This is a genomic window from Psychroserpens sp., from assembly GCF_045105015.1.
Classification (GTDB): domain Bacteria; phylum Bacteroidota; class Bacteroidia; order Flavobacteriales; family Flavobacteriaceae; genus Psychroserpens.
This window is the reverse complement of the sequence record NZ_JBGCCX010000108.1, coordinates 1-19,228: the sequence shown is the minus strand read 5'-3', so window position 1 is coordinate 19,228 and position 19,228 is coordinate 1. Positions and strand designations below refer to the sequence as shown.

Here is a 19,228-nt window from a genome sequence, read left to right as displayed (position 1 = left end):
TGGGTTCGATAATGATATCAAATTTAGTGTTTGGTTTTTCATGAAAAGGAGCACGAACACTAACTAAATTATCAACAATAATAGGATTAAAATTCTTTTCCCATTCTGAATTCCAGTTGGTTTGTTCAATCTCTTCGGAACTATAAGATATTTCAAATTCTTCTGATTTAAGTATTTGAATATCGTTAAGTATATCTTTGAACCACTCCTCTTTTTGAATGTAAGCTGTAAGCCCTTCTTCGGTCTCTACAAAACTCTCAAATCCTGCATAACCAAGTTCTGCAATGAGAATTTCTACTGCAGGCTGAAGTGGTGTGACCTTGAAATAATAACCTAAATATATTGTATTTGACATGATATTAATTAAACAGTTGCGTTAGTGATAGAAACGGCATCCTTTTTTGTTTACAACAAAAAAGATATAGTGTATAGCACGACCAACCAATGGTTGGAAACGCCATCATTTATTTAAAACGCATTGACAATCGCATAAAAATCTTCAGCTTTTAAAGCTGCTCCACCAATCAATCCTCCATCAACATCTGGTTTTGAAAAAATTTCTTTAGCATTCCCTGGCTTCACACTTCCGCCATAAAGAATTGTCATATCATCTGCAATTGCGTTTCCATATTTGGTTGCTAGCGTTTTTCTAATAAATGCGTGCATGTCTTGCGCTTGTTCTGGACTCGCAGTTTCACCAGTACCAATGGCCCAAACAGGTTCGTAAGCTAAAACGATATGTTTGAACGCAGATGGCTCTAAATGAAATAACGCATTTTTAATTTGACTTTCAACTACAGACGCTTCTTTTCCAGCCTTACGATCTGCTAATTCTTCACCAAAACAAAAAATCACTCTCATATTATTTACTAAGGCTGCATCTACTTTTTTTGCTAAAGATTCATCTGTTTCGTTAAAGTATGCACGACGTTCACTATGTCCTAAAATAACGGTTTGAATTCCGATACTTTTTAACATGTCTGCACTTATTTCTCCTGTATACGCTCCGTTTTCTGCAAAGTGCATGTTTTGCGAAATGACTTCAATATCATCTTGTTTTGTTGCTTGAAACGCATGCCATAAGTTTACAAATGTTGGTGCAATCATAACTTCAGCATCTGAAGTTTTAGTTTGTTGTTTAAGTTCTGAAATAAGCGTTTCTGTCTGATTTAAATTGTTATTCAATTTCCAATTTCCTGCTACAATGTGTTTTCTCATCTCTTTGCCTGCTAAAGCAGGTGTATTTTAAGTTATACTTATTTTAATATGTCTTTTATTGAAGGATCATTAGCTTCAATCGCTTCAAATAATTCTATTCGTCCAGTTGCATCTACAATCATATATCTTGGTATCCAATCGATATCAACAAAATCTCCTAAACGCCCTTTTGTTCCTTTGGGCATGAAGTAATGTTCACCTTCGATATTATGCTTTTTTATGGTACGTTTCCAAGTTTCAATTTTTCTATCTGCTGATAAAAACAAATACACAGCATCAGGTTTCTCTTTTTGTAACGCTCTCAGCTCTGGCAAACCAACTATACAGTCGCGACACCAACTTGCCCATACATCAATAACAATTTGTTTCCCTCCATACTTAGAAAGGATATCTCCAAATGTTATAGAATTACCTGCTAAATCAATGTATTCTTCTTTCAAAACAGCCTCAGAAAATTGAGTTTGCACCGTTTTATAACAGCCCGTAAATAGGAATACACAAATAAGAATAGTGAGGATTGGTTTCATCTGCTTTTATTCTAGTTTCACTTTAGGATCGAGCCATCCATAAATGATATCTACAAAGATATTGATAATGATAAACAAAAGCGCTATTATGAGTACGGAACCCATAATAACTGGTAAGTCTAATGTGTTTAGTGCATTTACAATTTCTTTTCCTAAACCATTCCAACCAAAAATATACTCCACAAATACTGCTCCAGCCAACATAGAAGCAAACCATCCAGATATAGCTGTTACAACAGGGTTTAAAGCATTTTTAACAGCATGTCTTGTTATGATTTGAAATTCGGTTAATCCTTTAGCTCTTGCAGTTCTTATGTAATCTTGATTAAAAACTTCTAGTAAAGAATTACGCATTAATTGAATGACGACTGCTAAAGGACGAATACCTAAAACGATTGCTGGGAGAATCAAGTTTTTCCATTTGATTTGCATGCGCTCACCGAAATCATCGAGTTCATACAAACTACCTGTCATCTCAAGGTTTGTGTATTCATGTAGTACATAACCAAAACACCAAGCAAATAATATCGCACTAAAAAAAGAAGGCACACTCATACCAAGTGTACTAAATATTTGAATGGTTTTATCTAGCCATCTATCTTTGTACAATGCTGAAATAATGCCGAGGAAAACACCTAAAATAATCGCAATAAAAATAGCTGACACTGCAAGAACTGCAGTGTTTGGCAATGTTTCACTTATAACTTGAGATACTTTTTTTCCTTGTTTGGTAAACGATTCTCTTAAGTATGGAAACTTCACAACCGTTGTAGTTTGACCTAAAGTAAATAAGCTACTAGCACTATATTTTCCGTTAGCTAAAAACGTGTAGTCTTCAGGGTTTGTTGAATGAAACGATAAGGGAGAAACATCATTAAGGTAATACAAGTACTGTGTAGAAATAGGTTTGTCAAATCCGTATTTGGCTTTTACTGCTGCTATCTGTTGGCTGTCCTCATTTTGCCCGAGCATCATTTGTGCTGGATCTCCTGGCAATACATTAAATAAAAAGAAAATAACAGTAACTACTCCAAATAAAGTGAGTAAAGTATAAAAGGTTTTATTTAGAATATATCTTATCAGACGTGTTTTATTTTTTAAAAATTTAAATCGTCAACATCATTCCAATGGACTTTTTGAGTTACTGTTCCTTTTTCAAGAACCACAATACCAGGATTGGCACGAACAATCGTTTTTAGCACTTTTTCATCACAAAGATAGAATTCGGCATCTAAATTATATGTTTGTTGAATTTCTTCTTTCTTGTCTGCTCCGGAAGCGGTTAAACCAATAACTGCATAGCCTTTTTTGTTAGCCTCATCTGCCATAGTTTTCAATTTTGCCATACCATCAACTTCAGCCTTATCTAGATTATACGATACGATCATGACTAGTTTTTCAGTTTCTAAAAATTGTTGTGTTAAATCTTCAGATTGAGATTCTATAGAAAAATCTTGAATTTTAGGCACATCACCTTCCTGTACTGTTTCCGTTTCTACTCCAACAATTTTATCATAGGTTTTTGGTCCACGACCACGATCTGTAATCTTTTGTTCTTTACCATCTAGCATGTAAGTCCAATGGTAATCTATTATTGCATCTTTAGCATCGGCAGGTAATTCCATATTTTGCTGAAGATTATCACCAATTTTATAGGCTCTAAAATCGAAGCTTGGCAAATGCATTAATACATGATATCCAAACCAAAGACAAACAATAAAACTTAGCAAGGCACTAACCGTTACACCAAACTGACTCATGATAGGCTTGATGTGTTTTTGCCCGATGAATAACACTAAAATTAGTACTAATAAAATGACATCTTTACCAAAAGATTGCCATGGCGTTAACTTGAGAAAATCACCAAAACAACCACAATCTTTTACTTTGTCAAAATAAGCAGCATAAAAGGTTAGAAAGGTAAAAAAGACAATCATTCCTAATAAACTCCAAACGGTAAATTTTGGTTTATAACCTATGAGTAAAAAAACGCCTAATATCACTTCAAATACAACAACGAAGACTGAAAGTCCTAATGCATAAGGTATAAATACAGGAAGATCTAAAACGTCGTAGCTAAAATATTCTTGAAGTTTATATGAAAACCCTAAAGGGTCATTTAGTTTGATAAATCCTGAAAAGATAAATAATCCTCCAACTAAAATTCTACAGATATTGACTAGTGCTTTCATATATTTTGAATAAAGCGGTTTTACTGATTTGTTTCGCTTAAATGTATCATTGCAAAGACAGAGTAATTAATCATGTCTTGATAATTAGCATCAATACCTTCACTCACTAGAGTTTGTCCAGCATTGTCTTCAATTTGTTTGACACGTAACAATTTTTGTAAAATCAGATCGGTTAAGCTACTTACTCTCATATCTCTCCAAGCTTCACCATAATCATGATTCTTATCCATCATCAATTGTTTGGTAATTGCAATTTTATCATCATACAATGCAGTTGCTTCATCAACAGACAAATCAGGTTGTTCTACAACTCCTTTTTCTAACTGAACTAAAGCCATTGTACAATAATTGATTATACCTATAAACTCACTCACTTCACCTTCATCAACCTTACGTTCAGCATTTTGTTGCAATCCTCTTATGCGTTGAGCCTTTATATAAATTTGATCCGTTAATGATGGTAGCCTTAAAATTCGCCATGCACTTCCGTAGTCTTTCATTTTATTAATAAAAAGGCTTCTACATTGTGAAATGACCTCATCATATTGTTTTGAAGTATCTTGCATCTAAAACATTTAATTTTCCGTAAATTTCGCATAAATTAATCAGATTTAAAAACTTTAACGACACTATATAGTTTTGAACAAAACCATCAATTGTAAAGGACAATTAATAGACCTCAGTCAACCAAAAGTAATGGGTATTCTGAATGTGACTCCAGATTCATTTTATGATGGTGGACGATTTAGAAATTCTTCAGCTGTGATGCGACAAGTAGATCAAATGCTTGAAGAAGGTGCAACCTTTATTGATGTTGGTGCTTACAGTTCTAAACCTAATGCAGACCACATAAGCGAGCCTGAAGAATTGGAGCGCATCTTACCTATAGTAGATTTACTTATTAAAAACTTTCCTGAGGTGAAATTGTCTATTGATACTTTTAGAAGTGAAGTCGCTAAGCAATGTATTGAAGCTGGAGCATGTATGATAAATGATATTTCTGCTGGTCATTTAGATGACAAGATGTTAAAAACAGTGGCAATTTTAAAAGTTCCTTACATCATGATGCATATGAGAGGGAATCCGAAAACGATGCAACAACAAACAGAATATGATGATTTAGTAAAAGACATAATATTTTATTTTTCTGAACGAATTAATAAAGCAAGAACATTAGGAATACATGACTTAATAATTGATCCTGGTTTTGGATTTGCTAAAACTTTGGAACAAAATTATGAGCTTCTAAATAAGCTAGAGCTTTTTAAAATGACTGACTTACCTGTTTTAGCTGGTCTGTCTAGAAAATCGATGATATACAAAACCTTAGAATCTTCAGCAGAAAAAGCACTAAATGGAACAACTGTTCTAAATACTATTGCGTTACAAAAAGGAGCTTCTATTTTAAGAGTGCATGATGTTAAAGAAGCGCTAGAATGCATTAAACTAACCCAGCAACTTCATTAAATGAAATCTATTTATATCTTCCTATTTACACTATTATTTTTTTCATGTGGAAATGATAAATCTGTATTATTACCAGAAATAGAATATGCCAAGACCACTGAAGTTCTTGATATATCGCCTGCATATATTTTTTATGATGAAACACAACCAGACAGCGTAGAACTCAATCGTAAAAATTTGATTGGAACTACCAATTGGTTATTTAATGTAGATAAGCGTTTAACTTTGCAGCAAGCCATTCCTAAGATAAAATTCTTGCAAGATAAAAAACGAAATGCACAAATGCATAAAAACGAAAATGCCAAAAATTATTACACCTGTAATGACACAAGTATTCATAATTTAGGGTTTATTGAGTTTACCGAAGTGATGTATCAAAGTGTTTCACTAAGAGATTTTTTTAGTAATAAACCACGATATGAAAAAATGAGTTTAGCCTTAAATGTCATTTCAAAGAATAATTATATTTTAGAATCTTCTTACAAAGAAAAATCAAACACTGAAATCTACTCTAACATCAATAATGTGATTAATAAAATTTATGAATACTTTAAAACAGAACAAGATGTGAAGCTCTATTTTATGTTCAATTCAAAATTAAGCTTTCAAGAATACATCAGTATTAAGTCTAAAATACAAAGCATAACAGATAAAGGAATTTCAATTGACAACAACGAATTCATTTATTAAGCATAAATTATTACATTTACATAAACACGCTAACCTTGGAGAAATTCAAATTTTGGGATTTTGGGATTATAGATTTTATCGACGTTTTTCTCGTCGCGATACTACTCTACTACATCTATAAGCTTGTAAAAGGCACTGTTGCAATTAATATTTTTATAGGAATCATTATCATATATACGGTTTGGAAAATCACCAACCTATTGGAGATGCAAATGCTTCACAACATTTTTGATGGCTTTATGAAGGTTGGTATTATTGCCTTAATAGTCGTCTTTCAGCCAGAAATTCGGAAATTCTTACTTATGGTTGGATCTACAAATTTAAGTGGTCGTGGTAAGTTATTCAGTAAAATGAAATTCTTAAAAAGTGATATAGAAACTGAAACTAATGTTGATGCCATTGTTGCTGCATGTCATAAAATGGGAAGTACAAAAACTGGAGCTTTAATTGTTTTAGAACGTAATAATAATTTAGATTTCTTACTTAATACAGGTGATGAAATGAATATTAAGGTCACCCAACCGATCATCGAAAGTATTTTCTTTAAAAATAGTCCCTTACACGATGGGGCTATTATTATTGATAATAATATCGTAAAAGCAACGCGAGTGATTCTTCCTGTAAACAATGAAAAAAATATTCCTCAAAGGTTTGGATTAAGACATCGTGCTGCAGTAGGTATTACAGAAAAAACAGATGCTATTGCTTTGGTTGTAAGTGAAGAGACTGGTCAAGTATCATACCTGAAAAATGGTGAGTTTGTCATGTTTGAAAACATAGAAGAATTGCTTAACCTTTTAAAGAAAGATTTGGTGTAATTATGGAGTGTAAAAACTGTAATACCTCGTTAAGTAAACTCATAAATTATTGTCCGCTTTGTGGTGCAAAAATCGTAAAAAATCGATTGACAATGAAGAGTATTGCTGCAGATATTAACGAACAGTTTTTAAATATAGACAATAAGTTTCTAAAGACCTTTTTACATTTATTTAAAAAACCTGATGCGGTTATCAATGGCTTTATCAATGGTACACGTAAGAAATACGTAAACGTTATCCAGTATTTTGCAATTTCATTGACTTTGGTTGGTATTCAAGTGTTTTTAATGAATACTTTTTTTAAAGAAGCTATGGAAATAGATCCAAATATGTTTGGACCAATGGCTAATCCTGAAAATCAAGAAAACAACCCTTTTAAAGATCTCAAATATGAAGATTACAATAATTATCAAAGTGTTTTCTATGTGCTGAGTATTCCATTTTCAGCTATTTCTACTTGGCTAGCTTATTGGATTGCTGGTTTGAGACAGTATAACTTTACAGAGCATTTAATCCTAAATTTGTACTATTCAGCGCAAGTCATCATTATTAATGCTTTTGTAACGATTATACTATTGTGTTTGGGAGTTGATTTTATTTTAATATCCACAATTAGTACTATTTTTATTTTCTGTTATTTCTTTTATGTCTTAAAGCGTGTGTTTAACACTTCAATTTTAATGACGCTTGCCTATTTCTTATTAGTAATGGCTGCATTAGGCTTTATTTTCATTATCATTATGATATTGCTAATTCTTATTGTCGCTATTACAATATATTTTATAAAAAGTAGATGAATTGCAAAAACTGTCATACCGAACTTTCAGAACACAGCCAATTTTGTAATAGTTGTGGTGGAAAAGTCATTAGAAACAGATTAACATTCAGAAACTTATTTGAACACGTCAGTGAAACCTTTTTTAACTACGATAATAAATTATTAAGAACAATAATCGACTTAATTAAACAACCAGAAGTTGTTATTGGAGGTTATATTAGTGGTGTAAGAAAACGTTATGTAAATCCCATTAGTTTCTTCGGTCTTACTTTAACTCTAGTTGGTTTAGAATGGTTAGTTTTAAGAAGGTTTTTTCCTGAGCAACTTAATTTATCATCTTTAGCTGTTGGTGGAAACGAATCAATGCTCGAAAACGTTTTTAGTTTTGCACAAGACTATTCTTCAATAATTATGATGTTGTCTGTACCTATCTATGCCATCATTTCTAGAATTGTTTTTTTTGATAATAAAAAGTATAACTATGTGGAGCATATTATCGCATTCACTTATATGATGGCAATTCTCTCACTATTTGGCGCTGTCATAAATGTCATTGGAGCCTCAATGGGTCGTGATCTTGGACTTGTTACTTATATAAATATGCCAGTCCAAATTATTTATATTTCCTATTGCTTTAAAAAACTATATAAAATAAGTACCGCTGAAATCTTTGGTAGAATGATTTTATCTCTTTTTACGTATATGATATTATATTTCCTTGCTGTAATCGTAGTGTTTATAGCTATTTACTTCTTTGAAGGAAAAGAAGCATTAATGAAAGTTTTTGAAGGATTCAGACCAAAAAACTAATATTATGCAACTTCTGCATTCAAAAACTGAACTTCGTACAGATTTCTATAATAACCGTCTTCTTTTTTAAGAAGCTCCTCATGTGTGCCTTTTTCAACAATACGACCTTCATCCATAACAATAATCTGATCGGCTTTTTGAACTGTTGCTAAGCGATGTGCAATTACAATAGACGTTCTCCCTTTAGTTATTTTATCTGTTGCATCTTGAATTAATTGCTCAGAATAAGAATCTACGGAAGATGTAGCTTCATCTAAGACCAAAATACTAGGATTGGTAACATAAGCCCTTAAAAATGAAATGAGTTGTCGCTGTCCAGAAGACAACATAACTCCTCTTTCCTTTACGTTATACTGATAGCCATTAGGCAGACTCATAATAAATTTATGTATACCAATGTCTTTTGCTGCTTGGTGAACTTGTGCTTCAGTTATATTAGGGTTTTTAAGTGTTATATTATTGAAAATTGTATCAGCAAACAGGAAAACATCTTGCAAAACAACTGCAATTTGAGAACGAAGTGATTTTAGAGTTAAACTCTTAATATCAATTCCGTCAATACATATCGTTCCTTTTTGAATGTCGTAAAAACGATTTAGTAAATTAATGATTGTTGATTTTCCTGCTCCTGTAGCACCAACTATTGCGACAGTATCGCCTGGATTGACATTTAGTGAAATGCCTTTAAGAACTTCTTCATTTTCAACATATGAAAAATGTACATCCTTAAATGTAAGATTACCTTTAAAATCTGAAGCGATAGTAGTTCCTGAATCATCAATTTGTGAGGTTGTATCTAACACTTTAAAAACACGATCTGCAGCAACCATACCCATTTGAAGCGTATTAAACTTATTTGCAATTTGATTTAGTGGTCTAAATAACATTGGTACAAACATGATAAATGCAAATAATTGACCTTCAGAAGCTGTACCACTAAACACGACACTAATACCACCAACCCAAATAATAGTTCCTAATGTAATTGAAGATAATAAGTCTGCAATTGGAAAAAACACAGAGTTATACCAAACTGTTTTTAACCAACCTTTTTTGTGTCGTTCATTAATGGCTTTAAACTTTTTATATTCAATATCTTCACGAGTAAATAGCTGAAGGATTTTCATTCCAGTTACACGTTCTTGAACAAATGAATTTAGATTCGACACTTCTGTTCGCACTTCTTCAAAAGCTCGCTTCATATATTTTTGAAATATTTTTGTAGCAAATAATACAATTGGCATTGTCACAAATGCTATCAAACTCAGTTTCCAATTGATGTAAAACATCATACCACCAACAACTAACATTTTTAAAACATCACTAAATATCATAAAAAGTCCTTGTCCAAAAATATCAGCGATACGCTCCATGTCAGTTACTGTTCTGGTAATCAAAACACCAACTGAAGATTGATCATAGTATTTCATTCTAAAATTTAGGACATGCTGATACAATTTCACTCTAATATCTTTAACAACAGATTGCCCTAGCCAACTTGCATAATAAATAAAAAGTAATTGACTAATCACTTCAAGTGTAAGTAAGACTAGCATAGCAATGATGTAAAATAGAAAACCATCATATTGCTTTAATGCAATGTGATTATCAATAGCTTGCTGTAATACATAAGGCCTAAGAGCGCCGAAAATGGCAAGCCCTACAACACAAACCAATGATACAAAAAACACTAGTTTGTATGGTTTTATATATTGTAGTAGTCGCTTAAATAGCGTTACATCAAATACTTTTTTCTTTTCGTTAGCCATTAATTTTTGATGTTATTTGGATATTCAATTTTTGTCAAATATAATCCATGAGCAGGAACTGAAAAACCTGCTTCTCCTCTATCTTTTGATTGAATGACATTATGTAATTCTTCAACCTTCATTTTACCCAAGCCTATGTTTATCATCGTACCTACAATTGCTCTTACCATATTTCTTAAAAAACGATCAGCTCTTATTATAAAATGAAGCTCTTTATTTTCAATGGTCCATTTTGCAGACATAATATTGCAATTATACGTTTTTACATCTGTGTGAACTTTAGAAAAGCATTGAAAATCTTTATAGGTCAATAAGATATCACAAGCTTCGTTCATTGCATTTACATCTAAATCATGATGTAACATATATGTATGTTCAAAATTAAACACATTTTTAGACTTAGAAATCTTATACACATAAGCTCTACTTAGTGCATTAAATCGTGCATGTGCATCATCTTTAACTTGAAAAATATTATGAATAGCAATATCATTTGGAAGAAATGAATTCAACTTAAAAACCAAATTAGTATCAATAATTTTATCACAATCAAAATGAGCAAACATTTGTGAAGCATGAACACCAGCATCAGTTCTACCAGCTCCCATTATTGAAATATCAATTTGCAGTAGTTTAGAAAGTGCTTCTTCTAAAACCTGCTGAACCGAAATGGCATTAGGCTGAATTTGCCATCCATGATAAGCTTTTCCATTATATGATAATTCGATAAAATATCTCAAGTAAACCTGTATTTTTGTAAAAGCACAAAGATAACTAGTTTTAACAGTTTTCATTCTAGATTAACATAATTAACAGATTTCCGCTTTAGCGAAAAAAAGCATGACAAAAATCCTTTTACTATCAGACACACATAGTTATATTGATGATGACATATTGAAATATGTCAAACAAGCTGATGAAGTATGGCATGCTGGTGATATTGGAAATTTGAAGGTTACAGATAGTATAATAAAACTAAAACCTTTACGTGCTGTTTACGGGAACATAGATGATGATAAAGCTAGATTAGAATTTCCTGAAAACAATCGTTTTAAATGTGAAGATATTGATGTTTGGATGACACATATTGGTGGTTATCCTCCTAAATACAATATGAGAACTCGTGAGGTAATAAAAATAAACCCTCCAAAAATCTTTATTTCTGGACATTCTCATATACTAAAAGTTGTGTCTGATAAACGTTATAATTTAATTCATATGAATCCAGGAGCAGTTGGTAAACACGGTTTTCATAAAGTACGTACGATGCTTCGTTTTACAATTGACGGTAAGAAAATTGATAATCTAGAAGTCATAGAATTTCCAAAGCGTTATTAAAAAGAATACCATAAAAAAAACCCAAGATCTTCACCTTGGGTTTACGCACTAAAATAATTAAGATAATAGGGTTTATCGTAATCGATCGACAGATTTTACGAGATCTTCATCCTTTTTTATGGCTTTATTGGCTAAAACCAATAACACGATAGATAAAATAGGTATGAATATCCCAACACCTTTCTCAGAGATATGACTCTCTCCAGGTGGTATTAGTAATTGATACACAAAAAATCCTAATAAAATAAAGTTTAATATGATATTAAGTCGTCCCAAAACAAATTGAAACTTCCTGTTTTTAAAACTAATGATTGAGATTAAAGATAATAAAGCTGATCCTAAAAACAAGCCCAAATACAAATATTCATCTTTAGCAAACACTAGGACATCATCACTGTTAGTCCATAAGTGAAATACAAATATCAAACCAGCCGACACTGCAGCTGATAATAAAAGATATATGGTTTGTATGCGTTGAATCATTTAATAGCTTTATTAACGAGGCACAAAATTAATAGTTTCTTTTTAAAAGTTGTATTAAATTTTAAAAATAAAATTGTATTATTGCATATATAATTTGTTATCAACAGTATAACGTATTATTTAATCTTCCGATTTTTTTCAAATTTTTCCCACTAAGCACATTTTTCAGAAAAGTAAGGATTAAATCAATTTCAGTTTAAAAAAACTTAATTATTAAACATACATGTTCGAAATTTCCGAATTAAAAGCAAAAAAGCTTCCTGAACTTCAGGAAATAGCTCAAAAATTAAAAGTTCCAAAATACCGTAGTTTAAAAAAATTAGACCTTGTTTATCAAATACTTGATTTTCAAGCAGCTAATCCTGATGCGGTAAAAAAAGAAGTTGCAAAACCTGAACCTGCAAAAAAAGTAGAACAGAAGAAACCTGCACAACAACAAAGAAAGCCAAGAGTTCGTGTTGACAAAAAACAAGATGACAATAAACAGAATGAAAAGCCTGCTCAACAGCAGAAGATGGACTTAGATGAGAAAAAAGAGGAGAAATCTCCAAAATCTCATTCTAATGACAAAAGAGATAATAGAAATAATAACCAGAGAAACAACAATCAGAACAACGATAATCGTTCAAAAAATTCTAATGACAATAAGCAAAATAATCGTCAGAAGAATGATAACAACAAAAACAATCCACGTTCTAAAGACAATAAAAATAACGGTAATAAAGATAGTCGTAACCGTTACAGAGAACCAGATTTTGAATTTGATGCCATCATAGAAAGTGAAGGTGTTTTAGATATCATGCAAGATGGTTATGGGTTTTTACGCTCGTCTGATTACAACTATTTATCATCACCTGATGATATTTATGTATCACAATCTCAAATTCGTTTATTCGGATTAAAGACTGGAGATACTGTATTAGGTCACGTTCGACCACCAAAAGAAGGCGAAAAATATTTCCCACTAATAAAGGTAAGTAAAATTAATGGTCAAAAACCAGAAGTGGTTAGAGATCGTGTTTCATTTGAACATTTAACTCCTTTGTTTCCACAAGAGAAATTTAACATTGCTGAAAAGCAAAGTACTATTTCTACACGAATAATGGATTTATTTTCACCAATCGGAAAAGGGCAACGTGGTATGATTGTATCACAACCCAAAACAGGTAAAACTATGCTATTGAAGGATGTTGCAAACGCTATTGCAGCAAATCATCCAGAAGTGTATCAAATGATTCTATTAATTGATGAACGCCCTGAAGAAGTTACAGATATGCAACGTAACGTTCAAGGAGAAGTAATAGCCTCTACGTTTGATAAAGAAGCGCATGAACACGTTAGAATTGCGAATATCGTTTTAGAAAAAGCAAAACGTTTAGTTGAATGCGGACATGATGTGGTTATTTTATTAGATTCGATTACACGTTTGGCAAGAGCTTACAATACAGTTCAACCAGCATCTGGTAAAATTTTAAGTGGAGGTGTAGATGCTAATGCATTACATAAACCAAAACGTTTCTTTGGCGCTGCTCGAAATATTGAAAATGGAGGTTCACTCACAATTATTGCTACAGCTCTTACTGAAACTGGTTCGAAAAAGGATGAAGTGATTTTTGAAGAGTTTAAAGGAACTGGTAATATGGAATTACAGCTTGATCGTAAAATTTCGAATCGAAGAATTTTCCCAGCAATTGATTTAACATCTTCTAGTACTCGTCGTGATGATATATTATTAGATGAAACTACAATACAAAGAATGTGGGTAATGCGAAAGTATCTAGCAGATATGAATCCTTTTGAAGCAATGGAATTTATTAATGATCGATTTAAACAAACGAGAAACAATGAAGAATTCTTAGTTTCAATGAATGGTTAGCAGACATTATTCCAATTATATAAAACAAAAAAGCCTTGATTATTAATCAAGGCTTTTTTTTATCAATTACTTTTAGACCGAATATATCTTGAATAAAAAAAGCCTCTCAAAAGAGAAGCTTTAATATATTAAAGTTAAAAGTTTGTTATTTTAATGTCGCTACATGCTTCGTTAAATTAGATTTTAAATTAGCGGCTTTATTATTATGAATAACATTTTTCTTAGCTAATTTATCAATCATTGAAATAACTGAAGGTAAAAATGCTTTAGCATCTTTAGCTTTCTCCATTTCACGTAATTTCTTGATAGCATTACGAGTTGTTTTATGCTGATACCTGTTGGTTAAACGCTTTGCTTCGTTACTTCTTATTCTCTTTAAAGCTGACTTATGATTTGCCATTGTATTTTTTCTTATTAAAAATTGTAGCCCGTAGGGGAATCGAACCCCTCTTACATGGATGAAAACCATGCGTCCTAGCCGATAGACGAACGGGCCATTTGTTTTTTATTTAATTGTAAAACTAACTATTATTAATAGATAATCTTACTTTTCAAATGAACGTGCAATTATTCATTGCGGATGCAAAAATACAACTATTTTTAAATGTTGCAACACCTTACTAAAGTTTTTTCAAAAAAATTAATATGCTTTAGCAAATAATACTCTTCTAGAGGAAGTTTTTCCTGTGTAAACACACTTCCCTTCTATGCTTTTTGAATCAGAAGGAATACACCGTATGGTTGCCTTCGTTAATTCTTTAATCTTAAGTTCCGTTTCTGTTGTACCATCCCAATGTGCAGAAATAAAGCCAGTTTTTGTATCTAAGACTTTTTTAAACGTTTCAAAGTCATCAACTTCTGTGATATGAGAATCTCTAAAATTTAACGCTTTAGTGAATAATTCTTCTTGAATCGACTTTAACAAACCATTGACTTTATCAACTAAATCAGACATATCAACAATCTCTTTCGTCAACGTATCACGTCTAGCTAATTCGATAGTTCCATTTTCAAGGTCTTTAGGTCCAATAGCAATTCTTAAAGGAACTCCTTGCAATTCATGTTGCGCAAACTTTGCTCCTGGTCTATGAGTTGTTCTACTATCAAACTTACAAGATACACCTATTGCTTTTAATGCTTTTATTATATCATTAGCCTTATTGGTTATAATTTCTAATTGTTCATCAGTTTTATAAATAGGAACAATTACTACTTGCGATGGCGCTAAGTTTGGAGGTAATACCAGGCCTTTATCATCACTATGTGTCATAATTAACGCACCCATTAAACGAGTAGAAACTCCCCATGAAGTTGCCCAAACATAATCAAGCTGACCTTCATTGTTAGTGAATTTGACATCAAAAGCCTTTGCGAAATTTTGGCCTAAAAAATGTGAAGTACCTGCTTGAAGCGCTTTTCCATCTTGCATTAGAGCTTCAATACAAAACGTCTCAACTGCACCTGCAAATCGTTCACTCTCAGTTTTAACACCTTTTATAACAGGTATTGCCATAAAGTTTTCAGCAAAATCAGCGTAAACATTATTCATTAATTCTGCCTCTGTCAACGCTTCTTTTTTAGTAGCATGTGCAGTATGACCTTCTTGCCATAAAAATTCTGCAGTACGCAAAAATAAACGTGTTCTCATCTCCCATCTCACAACATTGGCCCATTGATTAATCAATATTGGCAAATCTCTATAACTTTGTATCCAACCTTTGTAAGTATTCCAAATGATAGCTTCACTTGTTGGTCTAACAACTAACTCTTCTTCTAGTTTAGCTTCTGGATCAACACGTAATTTACCATCATTATCTGGATCGTTTTGTAACCTGTAATGGGTAACAACAGCGCATTCTTTAGCAAAACCCTCAGCATTTTTTTCTTCAGCTTCAAATAAGCTTTTTGGGACAAATAGAGGGAAGTATGCATTTTGATGTCCTGTATCTTTAAACATTCGATCAAGCTCAGCTTGCATTTTTTCCCATATAGCATATCCATAGGGTTTAATAACCATACATCCACGCACTGCTGAATTTTCAGCTAAATCAGCTTTTACAACTAATTCATTATACCATTTTGAATAGTCTTCAGCTCTACTTGTAAGATTTTTACTCATTATTTATTGAATTCGCACAAAAATTGTGATTATTAAATCTAAAATTAGTTCAGCAAAACTAACTAATTTTTATAATGTTAGACAATAAAAACGAAGCTTATGTCATTTCTTAGTTTTAGGAGGTATTAAGAATACAAGAATTCTAATAGATTATTTCTGTGATAAACAATTACATCTATACGATTTTCTACTAAATAGAGGGTTTTGGCATAAAAATTGTGACTGTGTTAAATAAAAAAATAGTTGATAAAAACTAACTATTTTTGTAATGTTCAACAATAAAAATATATCAATATGCAATTCAACAACTATCTTAATACGAAATTGCCATTTTTTGTTGCACTTAGCTTTACGTTTGTTTTAGCTTCTTGTGGGTCTTACCAATATGTTGGTTATGATAACGATGGTATTTACAGTGACAATGAAGTTGCTTATGAAGAAGTGACAGAAACTAAGTCTGAAACTCCTACCACAACAAATACAGACGATAGCAGCTACTACAAAGCCTATTTCAACGAAAAAGCAAACCAATATAGCGACATCCCTGAAGACGAACAAGTTATCTTTACTGATATCGATTCTTATGAAGGACAATACTCAGATGAATATCAAGAAGAAGATACTCAAAATGGATATGCAGGTTGGGGACAAGCCAATGATAATGTAACTATAAACTTTATAAATAATGGTTGGGGCTTTAACAATGCCTGGGCTTGGAACAATAGTTTTGGTTGGGGATGGAACACTTGGGGATGGAATGCAGGATGGGGATGGAACAGACCTTGGGGTTGGAATACAGGTTTTGGCTGGAACACAGGATGGGGATGGAATGCAGGCTGGGGTTGGAATGCAGGTTGGGGAAATAATTTCTGGTGTCCTCCTGGATTTAACGGATACTATTATAACAATCGTGGTTTAGCATTCAATAATGGCCGTAGAGGTTCTACTTTAGCATATGGAAGAAATGGAAATTCTGTTTCAAGACGTAATAATTCTAATGTTTCTCGACGTGGTTCTTCAATAGTCACAAGACGAGGTGTAACATCAAGAAGTGGTTCAGTAACAAGATCTACAACGAGAAGAAATAACAGTTCAACGGTAAGAAGAAATAATACGAGAACTAGATCCAATAGTACTGTGAGGCCTAGAACAAATACTCGAAGCAGAAGCAATGTAACTAGACCTCGTTCTAATAGTTCGAGATCTTCAAGCTCAAGAATGACAACTACTCCTAGAAGAAGTAGTTCTTCTTCTATGGGAAGCTCAAGAAGTAGTTCAAGATCTTCTGGATCAACAAGATCATCTAGCAGAAGTGGTTCTAGTCGTCGCAGATAAAAGAAAAATATAATTTCCAATAATTAAAAAATTTATATGAAAAAGTTAACTATATTAATCATAGGTGTCCTATCTATGTCTAATCTTTTCGCTCAAGATATATCTGATGCACTTAGATACTCAGAAGACAACATACAAGGCTCTGCTCGTTTTAGAGCTTTAAGTGGTGCTTTTGGAGCCCTCGGAGGCGATATGTCTGCTGTAAGTTTAAATCCAGCAGGATCAGCTGTTTTTAATAGAAGTCATGCCTCATTTTCATTGTCTAGTTTAAACATTGATAATGAAGTATCTTATTTTAATGGAAGAAACTCTGATTCAGATTCAAAAATAGATTTACATCAAGCAGGAGGAGTTTTCGTATTTCAAAATACTAATGAAAATTCATCATGGAAAAAATTTGTAATTAGTGTTGCCTATGACAAAACTGCAAATCATGATGACCAATGGTTTGCTAATGGTAGTAATACAAACTCTGTTGATAATTACTTTTTAGCTTATGCTGAAGGCTTAAGACTTGATGAAATTTCTAGATTTACTGGTGAAACGATTTCCCAAGCTTATTCAGAGATTGGTTCATTTTATGGTTATGGCAATCAGCAGGCATTTTTAGGCTATGAGTCTTTTATTTTAGAACCAGTAAATGACATCAATAGTAATACTGCTTATTTTTCTAATATTTCTGAAGGATCATTTGATCAACAATATGATTATATTTCACAAGGTTATAATGGAAAAGTGACTTTTAATGCTGCAACACAATATGAAGACAAATTGTATTTAGGAATTAACCTAAATGCTCATTTTATTAATTATGAAAAATTTACTTCTTTAAGAGAAAGCAACTCGAACACAGGATCATTGGTTACTAATGTTAATTTCGACAATAGTTTACTAACTATTGGGAATGGGTTTTCTTTTCAATTAGGCGCAATTCTTAAATTAACAAAAGAATTAAGAGCTGGATTCACCTATAATTCACCTACTTGGTTTAGAATAAATGAAGAAACTTCTCAAAGTGTTTCGACATTTGTTGATGACATAAATGGAGGTTTCACGGCTAATGTAAACCCAAATATTATTAATATTTTTCCTGAATATAGATTAAGATCTCCTGGTAAAATTTCAGGAAGTCTTGCATACATTTTTGGAAATAAAGGTTTACTGAGCTTTGATTATTCCAGAAGAGATTATTCAAACATTGAATTTAGACCTGAAAATGACACCTTTTTCAATTCGCAAAACCAAGTTATGAATAATATTTTTAAAGCTGCAAACACTTACAGGTTTGGAGGTGAATATAAATTCAAACAATTTAGCTTTAGAGGTGGTTACCGTTTTGAAGAAAGCCCTTACGAAGATGATTCATTTGTTAGTGATTTAACAGGGTATTCTTTAGGTTTAGGATATAATTTTGGAAACACAAGATTAGATCTTACATTTGATCAGGCTGAAAGAACGGTGAATAACCCTTTATACTCTGTTGGTTTAACTGATGCTGCAACGGTTGATTCAGTTAATTCAAATGTTACACTTTCTTTAGCTTTTAAGCTTTAAGAACTACTATCTCACTATTAGTTTAGATACTTCATAGTACAACACAAAAAAGGCTTTATGGATAATATTCATAAAGCCTTTTTAAGTATTTTATTTCTTGTAAAACCTATTCCTATCTTTTCAGGGTGAAATGGGCTTTAAATTCTTTTTGTTCTAATGTATTTGGTTCTAAGTACTCTACAACAAACCAGTAGTCACTTGTTGGCATCGGGTTTCCATTATAGTTACCGTTCCAGCCTTCTCCTGTTGGACTT

Annotated in this window: 21 protein-coding genes and 1 tRNA gene; 9 read left to right on the top strand and 13 right to left on the bottom strand. The window is 32.2% G+C overall.

Annotation, left to right across the window (positions count from 1 at the left end; genetic code table 11):
- The 6 genes from AB8B90_RS07885 to AB8B90_RS07860 all read right to left on the bottom strand — a co-directional run.
- A partial coding sequence (locus AB8B90_RS07885) for a 50S ribosomal protein L11 methyltransferase (protein WP_405335419.1) occupies positions 1 to 355 on the bottom strand: 355 nt, incomplete at its 3' end.
- Positions 356 to 468: 113 nt separating this feature from the next.
- The gene (gene tpiA / locus AB8B90_RS07880; protein WP_405335416.1) at positions 469 to 1,218 is read right to left on the bottom strand and encodes a triose-phosphate isomerase; all 750 of its coding nucleotides are present in this window, start codon (positions 1,216 to 1,218) and stop codon (positions 469 to 471) included.
- Between the two features lie 38 nt (positions 1,219 to 1,256).
- Positions 1,257 to 1,745 (bottom strand): TlpA family protein disulfide reductase, encoded by a 489-nt coding sequence (locus AB8B90_RS07875; protein WP_405335414.1) that lies wholly within the window; start codon positions 1,743 to 1,745, stop codon positions 1,257 to 1,259.
- A 6-nt stretch (positions 1,746 to 1,751) separates the two neighbouring features.
- Positions 1,752 to 2,828, bottom strand: a complete 1,077-nt coding sequence (locus AB8B90_RS07870; RefSeq protein ID WP_405335425.1) for an ABC transporter permease — start codon at positions 2,826 to 2,828, stop codon at positions 1,752 to 1,754.
- Positions 2,829 to 2,842: 14 nt separating this feature from the next.
- Positions 2,843 to 3,937, bottom strand: coding sequence for a BT_3928 family protein (locus tag AB8B90_RS07865; RefSeq protein ID WP_405335412.1), 1,095 nt, complete (start codon positions 3,935 to 3,937; stop codon positions 2,843 to 2,845).
- Between the two features lie 20 nt (positions 3,938 to 3,957).
- Positions 3,958 to 4,503: a DUF1599 domain-containing protein gene (locus AB8B90_RS07860; RefSeq protein WP_405335411.1), complete on the bottom strand. Its 546-nt coding sequence runs from the start codon at positions 4,501 to 4,503 to the stop codon at positions 3,958 to 3,960.
- Between the two features lie 130 nt (positions 4,504 to 4,633).
- Between AB8B90_RS07860 and folP the strand changes: the two genes are divergently transcribed.
- From folP to AB8B90_RS07835, 5 genes are all read left to right on the top strand, one after another.
- A complete protein-coding gene (gene folP / locus AB8B90_RS07855; protein ID WP_405335423.1) occupies positions 4,634 to 5,404 on the top strand; it encodes a dihydropteroate synthase in 771 nt (256 codons plus the stop codon).
- On the top strand, positions 5,405 to 6,094 hold the full coding sequence (locus tag AB8B90_RS07850) for a hypothetical protein (protein ID WP_405335409.1): 690 nt from the start codon (positions 5,405 to 5,407) through the stop codon (positions 6,092 to 6,094). It begins immediately after the preceding gene.
- Positions 6,095 to 6,129: 35 nt separating this feature from the next.
- On the top strand, positions 6,130 to 6,912 hold the full coding sequence (gene cdaA, locus AB8B90_RS07845; RefSeq protein ID WP_405335407.1) for a diadenylate cyclase CdaA: 783 nt from the start codon (positions 6,130 to 6,132) through the stop codon (positions 6,910 to 6,912).
- A gap of 92 nt (positions 6,913 to 7,004) precedes the next feature.
- Entirely contained in the window at positions 7,005 to 7,709 is a 705-nt protein-coding gene (locus AB8B90_RS07840) for a DUF3667 domain-containing protein (RefSeq protein ID WP_405335405.1), read from the top strand.
- The gene (locus AB8B90_RS07835) at positions 7,706 to 8,500 is read left to right on the top strand and encodes a DUF3667 domain-containing protein (protein WP_405335403.1); all 795 of its coding nucleotides are present in this window, start codon (positions 7,706 to 7,708) and stop codon (positions 8,498 to 8,500) included. Before AB8B90_RS07840 ends, AB8B90_RS07835 begins: the two co-directional genes overlap by 4 nt.
- 2 nt (positions 8,501 to 8,502) lie before the next feature.
- Here AB8B90_RS07835 and AB8B90_RS07830 read toward each other — a convergent pair whose 3' ends face one another.
- On the bottom strand, positions 8,503 to 10,269 hold the full coding sequence (locus AB8B90_RS07830) for an ABC transporter ATP-binding protein (protein ID WP_405335401.1): 1,767 nt from the start codon (positions 10,267 to 10,269) through the stop codon (positions 8,503 to 8,505).
- Positions 10,269 to 11,009: a tRNA pseudouridine(38-40) synthase TruA gene (gene truA / locus AB8B90_RS07825; protein ID WP_405335399.1), complete on the bottom strand. Its 741-nt coding sequence runs from the start codon at positions 11,007 to 11,009 to the stop codon at positions 10,269 to 10,271. Before truA ends, AB8B90_RS07830 begins: the two co-directional genes overlap by 1 nt.
- 100 nt (positions 11,010 to 11,109) lie before the next feature.
- On the opposite strand from truA, the gene AB8B90_RS07820 reads away from it, so the two are divergent.
- A complete protein-coding gene (locus AB8B90_RS07820) occupies positions 11,110 to 11,607 on the top strand; it encodes a metallophosphoesterase family protein (protein WP_405335397.1) in 498 nt (165 codons plus the stop codon).
- A 72-nt stretch (positions 11,608 to 11,679) separates the two neighbouring features.
- Here AB8B90_RS07820 and AB8B90_RS07815 read toward each other — a convergent pair whose 3' ends face one another.
- Positions 11,680 to 12,090, bottom strand: a complete 411-nt coding sequence (locus tag AB8B90_RS07815) for a DUF4293 domain-containing protein (protein ID WP_405335395.1) — start codon at positions 12,088 to 12,090, stop codon at positions 11,680 to 11,682.
- A gap of 223 nt (positions 12,091 to 12,313) precedes the next feature.
- Between AB8B90_RS07815 and rho the strand changes: the two genes are divergently transcribed.
- Positions 12,314 to 13,966 (top strand): transcription termination factor Rho, encoded by a 1,653-nt coding sequence (gene rho, locus AB8B90_RS07810; protein ID WP_405335393.1) that lies wholly within the window; start codon positions 12,314 to 12,316, stop codon positions 13,964 to 13,966.
- 145 nt (positions 13,967 to 14,111) lie between these two features.
- Here rho and rpsT read toward each other — a convergent pair whose 3' ends face one another.
- From rpsT to proS, 3 genes are all read right to left on the bottom strand, one after another.
- A complete protein-coding gene (rpsT, locus tag AB8B90_RS07805; RefSeq protein WP_405335391.1) occupies positions 14,112 to 14,366 on the bottom strand; it encodes a 30S ribosomal protein S20 in 255 nt (84 codons plus the stop codon).
- A gap of 24 nt (positions 14,367 to 14,390) precedes the next feature.
- Positions 14,391 to 14,462: transfer RNA gene (locus AB8B90_RS07800), tRNA-Glu, on the bottom strand.
- Positions 14,463 to 14,606: 144 nt separating this feature from the next.
- The gene (proS, locus tag AB8B90_RS07795; protein ID WP_405335389.1) at positions 14,607 to 16,085 is read right to left on the bottom strand and encodes a proline--tRNA ligase; all 1,479 of its coding nucleotides are present in this window, start codon (positions 16,083 to 16,085) and stop codon (positions 14,607 to 14,609) included.
- 294 nt (positions 16,086 to 16,379) lie between these two features.
- Between proS and AB8B90_RS07790 the strand changes: the two genes are divergently transcribed.
- Complete coding sequence (locus AB8B90_RS07790) at positions 16,380 to 17,420, top strand: hypothetical protein (RefSeq protein WP_405335387.1); 1,041 nt, start codon at positions 16,380 to 16,382, stop codon at positions 17,418 to 17,420.
- 36 nt (positions 17,421 to 17,456) lie between these two features.
- Complete coding sequence (locus tag AB8B90_RS07785; RefSeq protein WP_405335385.1) at positions 17,457 to 18,974, top strand: OmpP1/FadL family transporter; 1,518 nt, start codon at positions 17,457 to 17,459, stop codon at positions 18,972 to 18,974.
- Positions 18,975 to 19,086: 112 nt separating this feature from the next.
- Here the strand turns inward: AB8B90_RS07785 and AB8B90_RS07780 are convergent.
- A partial coding sequence (locus AB8B90_RS07780; RefSeq protein WP_405335421.1) for a T9SS type B sorting domain-containing protein occupies positions 19,087 to 19,228 on the bottom strand: 142 nt, incomplete at its 5' end.

Excerpts from the sequence above, each read along its gene's own strand:
- tpiA (WP_405335416.1), bottom strand. The coding sequence starts at position 1,218 with ATGAGAAAACACATTGTAGCAGGAAATTGGAAATTGAATAACAATTTA.
- AB8B90_RS07875 (WP_405335414.1), bottom strand. The coding sequence starts at position 1,745 with ATGAAACCAATCCTCACTATTCTTATTTGTGTATTCCTATTTACGGGC.
- AB8B90_RS07865 (WP_405335412.1), bottom strand. The coding sequence starts at position 3,937 with ATGAAAGCACTAGTCAATATCTGTAGAATTTTAGTTGGAGGATTATTT.
- AB8B90_RS07860 (WP_405335411.1), bottom strand. The coding sequence starts at position 4,503 with ATGCAAGATACTTCAAAACAATATGATGAGGTCATTTCACAATGTAGA.
- folP (WP_405335423.1), top strand. The coding sequence starts at position 4,634 with ATGGGTATTCTGAATGTGACTCCAGATTCATTTTATGATGGTGGACGA.
- AB8B90_RS07850 (WP_405335409.1), top strand. The coding sequence starts at position 5,405 with ATGAAATCTATTTATATCTTCCTATTTACACTATTATTTTTTTCATGT.
- AB8B90_RS07840 (WP_405335405.1), top strand. The coding sequence starts at position 7,005 with ATGAAGAGTATTGCTGCAGATATTAACGAACAGTTTTTAAATATAGAC.
- AB8B90_RS07835 (WP_405335403.1), top strand. The coding sequence starts at position 7,706 with ATGAATTGCAAAAACTGTCATACCGAACTTTCAGAACACAGCCAATTT.
- AB8B90_RS07830 (WP_405335401.1), bottom strand. The coding sequence starts at position 10,269 with ATGGCTAACGAAAAGAAAAAAGTATTTGATGTAACGCTATTTAAGCGA.
- AB8B90_RS07820 (WP_405335397.1), top strand. The coding sequence starts at position 11,110 with ATGACAAAAATCCTTTTACTATCAGACACACATAGTTATATTGATGAT.
- AB8B90_RS07815 (WP_405335395.1), bottom strand. The coding sequence starts at position 12,090 with ATGATTCAACGCATACAAACCATATATCTTTTATTATCAGCTGCAGTG.
- rho (WP_405335393.1), top strand. The coding sequence starts at position 12,314 with ATGTTCGAAATTTCCGAATTAAAAGCAAAAAAGCTTCCTGAACTTCAG.
- rpsT (WP_405335391.1), bottom strand. The coding sequence starts at position 14,366 with ATGGCAAATCATAAGTCAGCTTTAAAGAGAATAAGAAGTAACGAAGCA.
- proS (WP_405335389.1), bottom strand. The coding sequence starts at position 16,085 with ATGAGTAAAAATCTTACAAGTAGAGCTGAAGACTATTCAAAATGGTAT.
- AB8B90_RS07790 (WP_405335387.1), top strand. The coding sequence starts at position 16,380 with ATGCAATTCAACAACTATCTTAATACGAAATTGCCATTTTTTGTTGCA.
- AB8B90_RS07785 (WP_405335385.1), top strand. The coding sequence starts at position 17,457 with ATGAAAAAGTTAACTATATTAATCATAGGTGTCCTATCTATGTCTAAT.